Source organism: Enterobacter sp. SES19 (assembly GCF_011765665.1).
Classification (GTDB): domain Bacteria; phylum Pseudomonadota; class Gammaproteobacteria; order Enterobacterales; family Enterobacteriaceae; genus Enterobacter; species Enterobacter pseudoroggenkampii.
Window position 1 is genome coordinate 2213253 of record NZ_CP050320.1, and the last position, 12891, is coordinate 2226143.

Below are 12891 nucleotides of genomic sequence, written 5' to 3' on the forward strand. Positions count from 1 at the left end.
CCATGAAACGAGTAGCTCTGATTTTACTGGCGCTGGGGATGAACGTGCAGGCGGCTGCGCTGACCTTAAACGATGCCCGGGCCCAGGGGCGCGTGGGGGAAACACTCAGCGGTTATCTTGCCCCGGTTCAACAGGACGCGGAAACGCTGGCGCTGGTTAATCGCATCAACGCGGCGCGCACGGAAAACTACCAGAAGCTGGCTGACAGCAATAATTTGCCGGTCGATGAAGTGGCCAAAATGGCAGGGCAAAAACTGGTTGCCCGCGCGCAGCCGGGCGAATACGTGAAGGGCATTAACGGAAAATGGCTCAAAAAGTAGCTAGCGGTAGCGCCTGCGGTATTCCCCCGGCGAGACGCCAAAACGCTGCTTAAACGCCGTTGAAAAATGGCTATGGTCGGTGAACCCCCAGCTGTAGCCAATGCCCGCCAGCTTTTCATCATCACCGGCAGCGCGCAGGACCTGCGCACAGAGATCCAGACGACGGTTTTTGATGTACTGCGCCACCACCAGCCCTTTCTCGGCAAACATGCGGTAGAGGCTGCGCACGGACATACCGCTCTCGGCGGCAATCCATTCCGGGCGCAGCGATTCAGACTGAATATGGTCGTCAATCAGCGCCACCACATGCTGGAACTGGCGCTCCTTGCGCGGCTGAATGATTTCACGCTGCTGGAAAGCGGGACGAAGCAGACAGATCATCGCCTCAAGCGCCGCTTCACTTTCGCGGTCACTCAGGTCGGCATTGCTCATGCTCTCCATCAGCAGTCGATGGCTCAGCTGTACCGTGGGCAAGGTGCGGGAAAGGGCGGTCGCGCAGCTTATCTCCTGGAAACGACACTGCTGCTCAATAATCTGACGGGGAACCAGCAGCGAAATCTGGCGGGATTTTTCCCGCCAGTTGATCGAGCAGGGACGCGACGCGTCAATCAGCGTGATATCACCGGTCCTGAGTAGCGCGCGACGGTCATCCTGTTCAATTTCCGCGCTGCCTTCTAGCTGGAACACGGTATAGAACCAGGCATCGTTACTCTGTGTAATTTCCTGACGGGAGCGGAACAGATTAACGCCGCCTGCGGTCACGGTACTGAGCTTCAGGCTGCGCGCATAGCTGGTCTCCAGCTCGCCGTAGAATTTTCCCTCGGTGGGCTGCGCGTTAAAACGCCCGCAAACCTGGTTAATTTGCGCCAGCCACTGCTGATACTGTTCCTGCTCGCTTGCACACGCCATCGTTTCTCTCACTGCACCGTCAACGTTTTCGCATTGTTACATTTGTGTTGCATTTTGTCAGAGCTATGAGGCTGACTATAGGAAAGAACACTCACCGGTAACAGCGATATAAGCGGCAATTATCGCGATTTGCGGAGCCTGTCACAGGTGGCAAAGCGAATGTCACAGAGACAAAAGCGAGAATGCAAAACCCCACTTAGACTGGATGGACACCCTGCGAAGAATAACGAAGGAGTATCCTATGTCTGAATCACAGGTGGCCATTCAGCCTGCCGTACAACAATTTGTAGACCGACAGCATGGCCTGTGGATTGAAGGGCGTCAGGCCGCGTCGGACAGTGAAAAGCGGCTGAACGTCTACAACCCGGCCACGGGCGAAGTCATTGCCTCGACTGCCGATGCCAGCGTCGACGACGTTGACCGTGCCGTCATGTCCGGCTGGCGCGCGTTTGTCGCCCGCAGCTGGGCCGGAAAACTCCCGGCGGAGCGCGAGCGGATCCTGCTACATTTCGCCGATCTGGTGGAACAGCACAGCGAAGAGCTGGCCCAGCTTGAAACGCTGGAGCAGGGGAAATCCATTAACATTTCCCGCATGTTTGAAGTCAGCTGCACCCTGAACTGGATGCGCTATACCGCCGGGCTGACCACCAAAATTACGGGTAAGACCCTCGACCTTTCCATCCCGCTGCCGCAGGGCGCCCGCTATCAGGCGTGGACGCGTAAAGAGCCGGTTGGCGTGGTGGCCGGGATTGTGCCCTGGAACTTCCCGCTGATGATCGGGATGTGGAAAGTGATGCCTGCGCTGGCCGCGGGCTGCTCTATCGTCATCAAGCCGTCAGAAACCACGCCGCTGACCATGCTGCGCGTAGCGGAACTGGCCAGCGAAGCGGGCATCCCGGACGGGGTGTTCAACGTGGTGACCGGGAGCGGCGCGGTGTGTGGCGCAGCGCTGACCTCGCATCCGCATATTGCAAAGGTGAGCTTCACCGGCTCAACGGCGACGGGTAAGCAAATTGCCCGTGCGGCGGCGGACACGCTAACCGGCGTGACCCTGGAGCTGGGCGGGAAAAACCCGGCTATTGTACTGAAAGACGCCGACCCGGCGTGGGTGATCGAAGGCCTGATGACCGGCAGCTTCCTGAACCAGGGGCAGGTGTGCGCGGCGAGCTCGCGCATCTATATTGAAGCGCCGCTGTTTGACACGCTGGTCAGCGGGTTTGAGCAGGCGGTGAAATCCCTGAGCGTCGGGCCGGGCATGTCGCCGGAGGCGTTTATCAACCCGCTGGTGTCGCGCGCCCACTGTGACAAGGTGCAGACCTTCCTTGATGAGGCGAAGTCGCGCAACGCGGAGCTAATCGTCGGTAACCGGGGGCCGGAAGGCAAAGGCTATTACGTTGCGCCTACGCTGGTGGTGAACCCGGATGCCTCGCTGCGCCTGACCCGCGAAGAGGTGTTTGGCCCGGTGGTCAACGTGGTGCGCGTCGCCGACGGTGAAGAGGCGCTTCAGCTGGCAAACGACAGCGACTATGGCCTGACGGCCAGCGTCTGGACGCAAAATATCAGCAAGGCGCTGGAGTATACCGACCGGCTGCAGGCGGGCACCGTCTGGGTAAACAGCCATACGCTGATCGACGCCAACCTGCCGTTCGGCGGCATGAAACAGTCCGGTACCGGGCGTGACTTTGGTCCGGACTGGCTGGACGGCTGGTGTGAAACTAAGTCGGTGTGCGTGCGGTATTAAAAACATTGCCGGGTAACGCTGCGGTTACCCGGCAGGCTTTAACCCGGTGGCTATTTCAATGCTGCGGCAATGACCGATGGAATAGCGTCAAACGCCTGCGCAACGCCTTTAGTCCTGACTTCTTCACTGCGCGTAGCCCCTTCAGCACGGACAAATTCCACTCTGTCGATACCCAGAAAACCAAAGAATCGCTGCAGGTACCTCTCCTGAAAATCCATGTCTTCGATTGGCGTACCGTGATATATCCCGCCGCGGGTTGAAACGACAATAACCCTCTTGCCGGTCGCATGCCCCACCGGGCCCGTCGGGGTATAGCTAAAGGTTTTTCCCGGCTGGGCGAGTCGATCTAACCAGGCTTTAAGCTGAGTTGAGACGGAGAAGTTATACATAGGCGCACCTATCACGATGAGGTCGCTATTGAGAAATTCGTTCACAAGTTCCCCGGACAGCGCGTGTTCGCGGACATCTTCAGCCGTCGCATCGGTGGCTATCCGCAGCGGCCGGAACCCAGCGGCAACGGTGCCGGTGAGATGGGCGATGGGGGTTTTAACGACGTCGCGATAGACCACCTTCTCTGACGCGATCTGGCGAACCACCTCTGCCGTCAGCTGACGTGAAAGTGAGAACTCGCCGTTAATGCTTGAATCTATATGCAGGATATTCATTTCTCTGTTTCCTTTGCGTCGGTTTGGGTTGCTTGTTCGATAAATTGACTCACGGCGTGCGGGTGGGAAATCATCGACATATGGCTGCTCTTAATACGCAGGACGGTGGCGTTCATGGTGCCGGCGAGCTGCTGCTGGATACCGGGAGAAAGGGCGCGATCCTCTTCGGTTATCAGATACCATGAGGGTTTTTCACGCCATGCTGCATGTTCTACCTTCTCGCTGAAGGCGCTTGCCGCGATAGGCTGCTGCGTTGCCGTCAGCAGTTTTACGCGTTTGAGGGGCAGATCGTTGGCCATCGTGCGCTTATAGGCATCGGGATCGTCCAGCCAGATTAACCCTTTTTTATCCGGGCGCATGTCGGCCATAGGGGCGTTGAGGCGGGTAAGAAGAGAGGTAACCGATTCACCGCTGTCGGGGGCAAGGGCGGAGAGAAAAACCAGTTTTTTCACCTTCGGGTTATTGCCTGCCTGAGCGATGACCGCGCCGGCCCAGGAGTGGCCAACAAGCACTACGTCCCCTTGCTGACGGTCGATGACACGCTCTGTGGCGGCGACGTCCTCTTCCAGCGAGGTCAGAGGATTTTGCACTGCCGTGACGTGGTAGCCCCGGGTCTGCAAACGGCCTATCACTTCCTGCCAGACGGAACCATCGGTAAAGGCACCATGCACGAGGATGATGTTATTAATCCGCGCCTGCACAGACTGCGATGCAGCCATGCAAAGCAAAGAAAGAAGAACGGGCAAGCGTGTCGGTTTCATAAGCGTGACGTAATTTCCTGAGAGACGTTGAATCACAGTGTAACGAGAGACGCAAAGAGGCTTGTAGTGTCTGAAATGACTGTTAACATACGAAATCAGACATTTTACTCAGGCCTGAATCATGAGAATTGCCATTTTAGCGTTACCCGGAAGCATGAAATCCGCCGTGGCTGGGCTCTGCGACATGTTCTGGCTGGCTAACGAGGTGATTGCCCAGCAGCCGGACGGCGAGGGCATTTCGCCTTTTGAGGCGGTCATCATCACGGCGGAAGGAAAGCCGGTCCCGGACGCGCAGGGGCGGCCGATCGAGGCCGAAGCGAGCTTTGTTACCGGAGGAACCTTCGATCTCGTGATTGCCTGCGGGATGAAGCTTGACGAGCAGAAATGCCCGGTCTCGCCAGCGGCCGTCCTTGAGGCTGGCGCATGGCTGCGCGGCCAGTATGATAAAGGCGCGATGCTTGCGGGAGCCTGTGCCGGTGGGTTGGTTCTCGCCGAGGCGGGGATCCTCAATGGCCGGGCATGCACGACGACCTGGTGGCTTTACCATACTTTCCGCCAGCGATATCCGCTGAGCAAACCTGTCTGGGGTAAAGCGCTGGTGCAGGATGCACGGGTTATCACATCCGGTGGCCCGCTCTCTTGGGTTGACCTGGCGCTGCATATCATCCGTCTGCACGCGGGGCAGAAGCTGGCGCGTCTGACGGCCGATATGGCCGTGGCTGACAGCCAGCCGTTGTCTCAGCAGGTTTACGCGCCAGCAGGTTTTTTAAATTCAGTCCATCCGATGATAATGAAAGCGGAACATATCGTCCGGTATGAAAATCCGGAGATCACCGTAGAACAGCTTGCCCGGGCGCTGAATATGACCACTCGTACCCTTCACCGAAAAATGGCGGAGGAGATGAATGAAAGCCCTAAAAACTTTTTGACGCGCATGCGCATTGAAAAGGCAATGCGTCTCCTGGAGCAACCGGGGTACGTAATAGCGGAGATTGCCAGCGCTTGCGGTTACGCTGACGACACGGCATTCAGGCGCGCATTCACGGGGGTGACGGGAATGTTGCCCGGTCAATACCGCAAATGGATCGCCGAGCGTCATGCGGAATAGCCGCCGTTCTCACCGGCATACTCTATCCCGCCCGGCCTCCTTCGCCCGATACAGCGCCGCATCGGCGCGGGCGATGATCTCGGTGCCCGCTAACCCTTCCGCCATGCTCGCAATCCCCATGCTCACGGTGACATGGTCGCTAACGGTTGACGCGCTGTGTGGTATGGCTTCCGCGCGCAGGCCGTCCTGAATGCGTAAGGCAACCTTTTCCGCGATGTTTTCCGGGCAATTGAAGAGGATGACCACGAACTCCTCGCCGCCGTAGCGCGACACCACATCGTCAGGTGTGCGCACCGACTGCTTCAGCACCCGCGCCACGCGGGTCAGACAGTCGTCGCCTGCCTGGTGCCCGTACGTGTCGTTGTAGAGCTTGAAATAGTCGATATCCAGCATAATCACCGAGAAGGTTTTCTTCTGCTCAACCGCGTTTTCCAGCACCACCTCCATTTTCCGGCGATTGGCGGTTTTGGTTAACGGATCCTGATGCGCCAGCGCATCCAGTCTGGAGATCAGCAGCTGATTTTGCTGATTACGGCGCCAGGCCTCGTCAAACCAGCTCAACAGAATGAAACGCCCGCAGATCAGGATCAGCGTAAAGACGCTCCAGATGACGACGAAGTGAAGGTTGAGGCCATCGTTCCGTATCCAGCTTGCTATCGGCAGGGTGATCCAGAGCGGGAGCACAAAGGCGAGCAGCCCTTCAGGATAAAAATAGAGCGCCGTTAAGCCGGCGAGTAATAAAATGACGCACAGCGGCCAGACGTGAGGCAGCAGCAGCTGGGTAATAAACCAGAAGCAGGAGACCGACCAGATGGCGCTACAGATAAACAACACCACGCTGATTCCGGCGATTCGCCGCCAGGCCATCAGGATCAGCGCGGCTGAGAGAATAATGATGCCGAGCATGGAGGCATCGACCATTCTCGTCAGCTGCGGCGAGTGGGGATAAAGGGGATCGCTGGCGTTAAGCAGAACGTGTCGCAGCAGGATCATCACCGCGAAGCTGATATTGACGAAGGCCAGCCACGGCAGGTTCATCGCCAGCCCGTGCATGACCATGGCATGGCGCGTCGGCCAGGTTGCCCGTTCAAGTGTCGGTTTTTTTCTTTTTTCCATAAAGCCCTTTCCCGTCCGGGGGATAAATCATGCAGGTGAGATATCAGTAACTATAAGCAAGCCAGGGCGATCCTCAAACGCCAGGGCAAAAAAAACCGGGCATTTGCCCGGCGGATGGTTATTTTTCGTCTTTTTTCTTCCCGAGCGTTGGCGTCTCGTCGAAGAAGTTCCACGGTTTAAGCAGGGTATGCACCCATTCCGTCGGCATGATCGGCCACTCCTCCGCGCGTGCCACGTGGGTGGTGCCGGTGGTCATCCAGACAACATCGTCCTGATCGTTGAGCGACTCGTTATCTTTGCTGTACTGACCCAGGCCGGTGTCGTGCACGGAGCGGTTCGGGAATTTTCCTTCCGGGTAAAGTTCATCCGGGTGGTAACGGGTCACCCACAGCTGTTTGTCCATAAAGCTCAGGCGATGGTAGATCCACTCGTCCGGGGCAAATTTCGCGCCGGTCGCCACCGGGTGCGTACCGCCCGCGTAAGGGATAATCTGGTACGAGACCGGGTTGCCCATGCGGTTCTCTTTACGGGTGTTGCTCAGCAGGCGAATGGTTCCCGGGTCGAACTTCTGCGCCGCCTGCTGCTCGGTATCAATATCGTACTGATTGATCTGCATGGTGCTGGTGCGCGGGCCACCGGCGGTATTCGGCTTCACTTCCGGATCCATGGCCACCAGCTTGTTGTTGATGCCGTCCACGTCCATATCAAGACGGAAGTTGTAGATGTGCTGGTGCGTGGTGCCCACGATGTTATGGTCGATCAGCGTGCCGTATTTTGTATCGTCTTTGGCGGTGGCGTCGTGCATGGTTTTCGCCTGTACGCCTTTCACCGCTTCGATACCCGTCGCGCCGGCGTCAATGCCGATGGTGCCATTTTCATGGAACACCCAGTCGAAGATGTAATCGTAATTGCCCACGGTACTCACCCAGCGCACCACCAGCTCGCGGCGCTCGGTGCTGACGTTAGGCTGGCCCATCTCCTGATGCTTGTATTCCGGCCCCGCGTAGCGTTCGAAAATGGCGATCGCGCGCGGGATCTCCATCGGCGCGCCGGTGTAATCCGGGATGGTTTCATTGAGCATCACCGCGTTGGACGGCACGTCTTTGCCGCGCACCAGCGGCGAGGTCAGGGTGCCCATACCATAGTCGCCGGAGTCGAGATAGGCTTTAAAGTACCAGCCCACGTCCGGATCGCCGTAAGGAACGATCATGCCGCCGAGCGACCCCTGATACATAATCTGGCGTTTTTTGCCGTTGTCGTTATAGGTGACGGTTGAGATCATCGGGCCGACGCGGGAGTCCAGGCTCAGGTGGAAATCCCAGTTCTGCCAGTGCACCATATCGCCGGTGATGGTGTAGTTCTTGCCTTCCGGCTCAATGATGTCGAGCGGTTTTTTCGGCATCTCTATACGGTCGCGGCCATCGTAGGGGCGCGGTGTCATCGGAACCGGAACAACGGCGCCTTCCTCAATCTTCTGGATTTTCTTCTGCTCAAGATCGACCACGGCCACCAGGTTTTCAATCGGGTGCGCCCAGTAGTTGCCGTCGCCAACGTCCAGATAGCTCACTACCTTCAGCAGGCGATCTTCCTGCTTCAGGCCATCTTTACCGTCGAAATAGCCGACGGTCAGCGGCGTGGTAATCACTTTTTTCGGGTCGGTGATGCCGTGTTTTTTAAGCACCTCGGCAAACTCCGTGCTGTCGTTGATGATTTGCTGAACCGCGGTGAAATCATCCAGCAGCACCATGCCGTGCGCGTCTTTCACAGGCTCCCAGCGCAGGATTTTTTTATCCTTCAGATCCACCAGGCTTTCGATAACGTGCTTTCCGTCGAGCATCACGATGTTCGCCTGACGCGGGGCATCCACCGCCGTACCGTTAAGCACAAAGTCCCACACTTTGGCTTTCTCTGGCTCAGCAAGGGCAATCTGGGTAAAGCGGGTATTCGGTTTAAAATCCGCCGAGGCTTTCACAATCTCAACGGCTTGCTTAATTTCGTCCGCCGTCAGCGCGTTTAACGGGTGAGGGCGTTTTTCAACCTGGAAAGTCTGGTCAAGACCGGACTGGAAAACATCGTTGATGAAGCTGTCAGAGATAAAGGCTTTTTTGCCTTTCATCACCACCGGCACCTCGAGCTTGAGGGTTTTCCCGTTGACGATGGCGGTTTTAGCGCCCGGTTTGACCTTCACAAAGGCACCGTCTTTCGCAATGGTGAACATCTGTGCGTAATCATCCCACTGAACGTCGGCGCCAAAGTCCTGCAGCGTTTTGTCCATCGGGACCATATGCGCCTCACTGCCGTGGGCGAAAGCAGGGGATTGCCAGGCGCAACACAGCGCAACGGCCATAGCCAGCGCCGTTCTACGGGCAGAAAAAGAAGAATTGCTTCCCATCGTAGACCTCATCTTGTTGTGTTTATTGTGTTGTGACAGCCTTATCCTGACAGGCGCCTGAGAAAAGCGTTTGCCTGCATCTGCCAGATTATTTGTCAGCCTTGCCAGGTTAAAAAAAGAGCGGGGGTAAATCACATGCCGGGCCATTTCCCCTCCCCATTGAGGCTGAGGGAACCCCACAAATGATGTCAGCACAGACGGCCCCCTCTCCCTTGAGGGAGAGGGCTGGGGTGAGGGGGAACATACGGCACTGGTGGTCATTCCGTTCACTTTATGTTCCTTGCTACTCTGTAACGACATGGCCTGTGAACGTGCCAGGGTGGCTCAGTCGCCACCACCCTGGCGACCCGGGCTCCCGGCGGTAAATCGCCGCTGCGCGGTACCTTCGGCTTATTCCTTCCGGCTTATCGGGTACGGGCGGAGGTAACATCCCTGTAAAGCCCGCCCTCTCGGCGCATCCCTGCGCCTCGCCCCGGCCGGAAGGCAAACGCCTCAGCGATTTACAGCCGGACCAGGGCATCGCTGAAGGCCCTCAGCCATTCTAAAAGCAGCGTTATTGCTTCTGCTTGCACATTACTTGAGAGCGCTCAGCCATTGTGGAGAGGATGAGGAGCAGGGAACTTAGCTGAAATCACCCTGCTGGCGCGCCACCAGCGTCAGAATGGAGTAGAGCGCCACGGCCTGCTGGTGCTGGTTGAAGATCTCAACCGCCCACTCCACCACGCCCGTCGGTTTTTCCTCCGCGGTACGCTGTTTCTTCAGCGTTTTACGTTTGCAGGTCAGACGCACCTGAATGGTATCGCCCGGTTTAACCGGCTCGATAAAGCGCAGGTTTTCCATGCCGTAGTTGGCAATCACCGGCCCGACGCCCGCATCAACGAACAGTCCCGCCGCGGCGGAAATCAGGAAGTAGCCGTGCACCACGCGCTCGCCAAAGATCGACTCTGCCGCGCCGATCTTGTCCATATGGGCGTAGAAGTGGTCGCCGCTCAGGCAGGCAAAGTTCACGATGTCCGCTTCCGTCAGGGTGCGACGCGGCGTCAGCAGGCTGTCGCCCGGCTGTAGCTCCTCAAAGTATTTGCGGAACGGATGCACGCGATCTTCCTGCACCGTTGCGCCACGCACCCACTGTTTGCCGATGGCGGCCAGCATGGTCGGACTGCCCTGAATCGCGGTGCGCTGCAGGTAGTGCTTCACCGCACGCAGGCCGCCCAGCTCTTCGCCACCGCCCGCGCGGCCCGGGCCGCCGTGCACCAGCTGAGGCAGCGGGGAGCCGTGGCCGGTGGACTCTTTCGAGGCTTCCTCGTTGAGGATCTGAATACGCCCGTGGGCGCGCGCCGCGCCGAGAATAAACTGGCGGGCAGTGTCCTGGTCAGCGGTGACCAGCGTGCCCGCCAGGCTGCCGCCGCCCGCGCGGGCAAGCTGCATCGCGTGGCGGGCGTTGCGATACGGCATCAGCGTCGCAACCGGGCCAAAAGCTTCGGTGGAGTGCACTGCCGGAGTTTCATCCGGTTGCGGGCAGAACAGCAGGGTCGGCGGGTAGAACGCGCCCGCGGCCTGCAAATCCGCTTTGCCACCCAGACGGATCTGGCAGCCTGCGGCGATCAGTTGCTCCACTTTCTCCTGCACGTCCGCACGCTGTTCGGCGTTGACCAGTGCGCCCATTTTTACCCCTTCCTGCGCCGGGTCACCTACAACCACCTTTTCCAGCCGGGCAACCAGCGCCTGGCTCACGGCGTCAATCTGGTTTTGCGGGACGATAATGCGGCGAATGGCCGTACATTTCTGCCCGGCTTTGGCGGTCATCTCGCGCACCACTTCCCGAATGAACAGGGCAAATTCCGGCTGCTCCGGCGTGACGTCTTCCCCCAGCACGCAGCAGTTCAGGGAGTCGGCTTCCATGGTGAACGGAATGGAATTCGCCACAATATTCGGGTGCACGCGCAGACTTTGCCCGGTGCTGGCGGAGCCGGTAAAGGTCACCACGTCCTGGCTGTCGAGCTGGTCGAGCAGATCCCCGGCGCCGCCGCAGATCAGGCTGATGGCGCCGTCCGGCACCAGCCCGCTGTCGACGATGGATTTCACCATCGCCTGCGTCACCTGCGCGGTAGCGGTAGCGGGTTTGATGATGGCGGGCATGCCGGCAAGCCAGGTTGGAGCCAGCTTTTCCAGCATCCCCCAGCAGGGGAAGTTAAAGGCATTGATGTGCACCGCCACGCCGGATTTGGAGGTCAGGACGTGGCGCGCCGCAAAGCCGCCTTCTTTTGATAGCGGGATCAGCTCGTCTTCCGGCCACACGGTGTCATCCGGCAGCTCGCGGCTGCCCAGGCTTGCGTAAGTGAAGAGGGTGCCGATCCCGCCTTCGATATCGACCCAGCTGTCCGCCTTCGTCGCTCCGGTCTGGGCGGACAGGGCATAAAACGTCTCTTTCTCGCTAAGCAGGTGCTTTGCCACCGCCTTCAGCATGGCCGCGCGTTCGATAAAGGTCATCGCGTGAAGCGCTTCGCCGCCGCGCTCAATCGCATAGCGACGGGCGGCCGTCATGTCCAGCCCTTCGCTGGTCACGCTCCACAGCGCTTCGCCACTGATGGCGTGATGAATAGTGCGTTCGCGGCCCCGGCCAGACTGCCAGGTACCGGATAAGAAGCTGGCTAACTGCTGCATCGCTTATCTCCAAATGTTACGTAATTTACCCATTAATAGTTTGATCATGAATCATAAAAATCAAGCTGAGTTTTAATGAATTGTTAACATTGTGATCCGCTCTGATGAAACACGGCGTGCGAGGACGCTTTTCAGTACGCCTGCAGTAAAAGCCTTGCGAGCGATATCACAAAACAAGGAAACAATTCTTGGGGTTATATTTAACCTTTGTGTAACTTTTAAAAAACAAAGTGATTCAACATTACGCTTTAATTTGCAAACTAACGAATCATAAAGGTGATGACGTGACGCAAGAACAACGGTTTGAGCAGCGCATAGCGCAGGAGACGGCGATTGAGCCTCAGGACTGGATGCCTGACGCCTACCGTAAGACGTTGATCCGCCAGATTGGTCAGCATGCGCACTCCGAAATTGTCGGCATGCTCCCGGAAGGAAACTGGATCACCCGCGCCCCGACGCTGCGTCGAAAAGCGATCCTGCTGGCGAAGGTGCAGGACGAAGCCGGACACGGGCTCTACCTCTACAGCGCGGCGGAAACGCTGGGCTGCGCGCGGGAAGACATCTACCAGAAGATGCTCGACGGCAAAATGAAGTACTCCTCCATCTTTAACTATCCGACCCTGAGCTGGGCCGATATCGGCGTGATCGGCTGGCTGGTGGACGGCGCGGCCATCGTCAACCAGGTGGCGCTGTGCCGAACCTCCTACGGTCCCTATGCCCGGGCGATGGTGAAAATTTGTAAAGAAGAGAGCTTCCACCAGCGTCAGGGCTTTGAAGCCTGCATGGCGCTGGCGCAGGGGAGCGAGGCCCAGCGCCAGATGCTGCAGGACGCCATCAACCGCTTCTGGTGGCCGGCGCTGATGATGTTCGGGCCGAACGACGACAATTCGCCGAACAGCGCCCGCAGCCTGGCGTGGAAAATCAAACGCTTCGGCAACGACGAGCTGCGCCAGCGCTTTGTCGACAACACGGTGCCGCAGGTGGAGATGCTGGGCATGACGGTGCCCGATCCCGACCTGCGTTTGGATGAAGAGAGCGGTCATTATCGCTTCGGCGAGATCGACTGGCAGGAGTTTGACGAGGTCATTAACGGGCGCGGCATCTGCAACCACGAACGCCTGGCCGCCAAACGCAAAGCCTGGGAAGAGGGGGCGTGGGTGCGGGAAGCCGCACTGGCGCACGCGGAAAAACAACACGCCCGCAAAGTGGCTTAAG

General features: G+C 58.3%; 10 protein-coding genes. 4 read left to right on the plus strand and 6 right to left on the minus strand.

What is annotated here, in order from left to right:
- Positions 1 to 2: 2 nt before the first annotated feature.
- Positions 3 to 320 (plus strand): YdbL family protein, encoded by a 318-nt coding sequence (locus GXP72_RS10540; RefSeq protein ID WP_024909488.1) that lies wholly within the window; start codon positions 3 to 5, stop codon positions 318 to 320.
- Here the strand turns inward: GXP72_RS10540 and feaR are convergent, their stop codons facing one another.
- The gene (gene feaR / locus GXP72_RS10545) at positions 321 to 1229 is read right to left on the minus strand and encodes a transcriptional regulator FeaR (protein ID WP_208763833.1); all 909 of its coding nucleotides are present in this window, start codon (positions 1227 to 1229) and stop codon (positions 321 to 323) included. It lies immediately after the preceding gene.
- Positions 1230 to 1470: 241 nt separating this feature from the next.
- On the opposite strand from feaR, the gene GXP72_RS10550 reads away from it, so the two are divergent.
- Positions 1471 to 2970, plus strand: a complete 1500-nt coding sequence (locus GXP72_RS10550) for an aldehyde dehydrogenase family protein (RefSeq protein WP_208763834.1) — start codon at positions 1471 to 1473, stop codon at positions 2968 to 2970.
- Positions 2971 to 3020: 50 nt separating this feature from the next.
- On the opposite strand, the gene GXP72_RS10555 is transcribed toward GXP72_RS10550, so the two are convergent.
- Together GXP72_RS10555 and GXP72_RS10560 are read right to left on the minus strand one after the other, a co-directional pair.
- Positions 3021 to 3635, minus strand: a complete 615-nt coding sequence (locus tag GXP72_RS10555) for an NAD(P)H-dependent oxidoreductase (protein WP_090417119.1) — start codon at positions 3633 to 3635, stop codon at positions 3021 to 3023.
- Positions 3632 to 4354 carry an alpha/beta hydrolase gene (locus GXP72_RS10560; protein WP_244319949.1) on the minus strand — a complete coding sequence of 241 codons (723 nt, stop codon included), beginning with the start codon at positions 4352 to 4354 and terminating at the stop codon, positions 3632 to 3634. The genes GXP72_RS10555 and GXP72_RS10560 overlap by 4 nt, the downstream gene beginning before the upstream one ends.
- 163 nt (positions 4355 to 4517) lie before the next feature.
- Here GXP72_RS10560 and GXP72_RS10565 point away from each other — a divergent pair, with 163 nt between their 5' ends.
- On the plus strand, positions 4518 to 5504 hold the full coding sequence (locus tag GXP72_RS10565; protein ID WP_208763836.1) for a helix-turn-helix domain-containing protein: 987 nt from the start codon (positions 4518 to 4520) through the stop codon (positions 5502 to 5504).
- A 9-nt stretch (positions 5505 to 5513) separates the two neighbouring features.
- On the opposite strand, the gene GXP72_RS10570 is transcribed toward GXP72_RS10565, so the two are convergent.
- From GXP72_RS10570 to paaZ, 3 genes are all read right to left on the minus strand, one after another.
- Entirely contained in the window at positions 5514 to 6620 is a 1107-nt protein-coding gene (locus GXP72_RS10570; protein WP_208763837.1) for a GGDEF domain-containing protein, read from the minus strand.
- 118 nt (positions 6621 to 6738) lie between these two features.
- Positions 6739 to 9012 (minus strand): primary-amine oxidase, encoded by a 2274-nt coding sequence (tynA, locus tag GXP72_RS10575; RefSeq protein WP_208763838.1) that lies wholly within the window; start codon positions 9010 to 9012, stop codon positions 6739 to 6741.
- A 621-nt stretch (positions 9013 to 9633) separates the two neighbouring features.
- Positions 9634 to 11676: a phenylacetic acid degradation bifunctional protein PaaZ gene (gene paaZ, locus GXP72_RS10580; protein WP_208763839.1), complete on the minus strand. Its 2043-nt coding sequence runs from the start codon at positions 11674 to 11676 to the stop codon at positions 9634 to 9636.
- A gap of 284 nt (positions 11677 to 11960) precedes the next feature.
- Here paaZ and paaA point away from each other — a divergent pair, with 284 nt between their 5' ends.
- Complete coding sequence (gene paaA / locus GXP72_RS10585; RefSeq protein WP_024908043.1) at positions 11961 to 12890, plus strand: 1,2-phenylacetyl-CoA epoxidase subunit PaaA; 930 nt, start codon at positions 11961 to 11963, stop codon at positions 12888 to 12890.
- Position 12891 lies beyond the last annotated feature (1 nt).

Bases quoted from the DNA above. Each gene is read 5' to 3' on its own strand.
- GXP72_RS10540 (WP_024909488.1), top strand. From the start codon at position 3: ATGAAACGAGTAGCTCTGATTTTACTGGCGCTGGGGATGAACGTGCAG.
- feaR (WP_208763833.1), bottom strand. From the start codon at position 1,229: ATGGCGTGTGCAAGCGAGCAGGAACAGTATCAGCAGTGGCTGGCGCAA.
- GXP72_RS10550 (WP_208763834.1), top strand. From the start codon at position 1,471: ATGTCTGAATCACAGGTGGCCATTCAGCCTGCCGTACAACAATTTGTA.
- GXP72_RS10555 (WP_090417119.1), bottom strand. From the start codon at position 3,635: ATGAATATCCTGCATATAGATTCAAGCATTAACGGCGAGTTCTCACTT.
- GXP72_RS10560 (WP_244319949.1), bottom strand. From the start codon at position 4,354: ATGGCTGCATCGCAGTCTGTGCAGGCGCGGATTAATAACATCATCCTC.
- GXP72_RS10565 (WP_208763836.1), top strand. From the start codon at position 4,518: ATGAGAATTGCCATTTTAGCGTTACCCGGAAGCATGAAATCCGCCGTG.
- GXP72_RS10570 (WP_208763837.1), bottom strand. From the start codon at position 6,620: ATGGAAAAAAGAAAAAAACCGACACTTGAACGGGCAACCTGGCCGACG.
- tynA (WP_208763838.1), bottom strand. From the start codon at position 9,012: ATGGGAAGCAATTCTTCTTTTTCTGCCCGTAGAACGGCGCTGGCTATG.
- paaZ (WP_208763839.1), bottom strand. From the start codon at position 11,676: ATGCAGCAGTTAGCCAGCTTCTTATCCGGTACCTGGCAGTCTGGCCGG.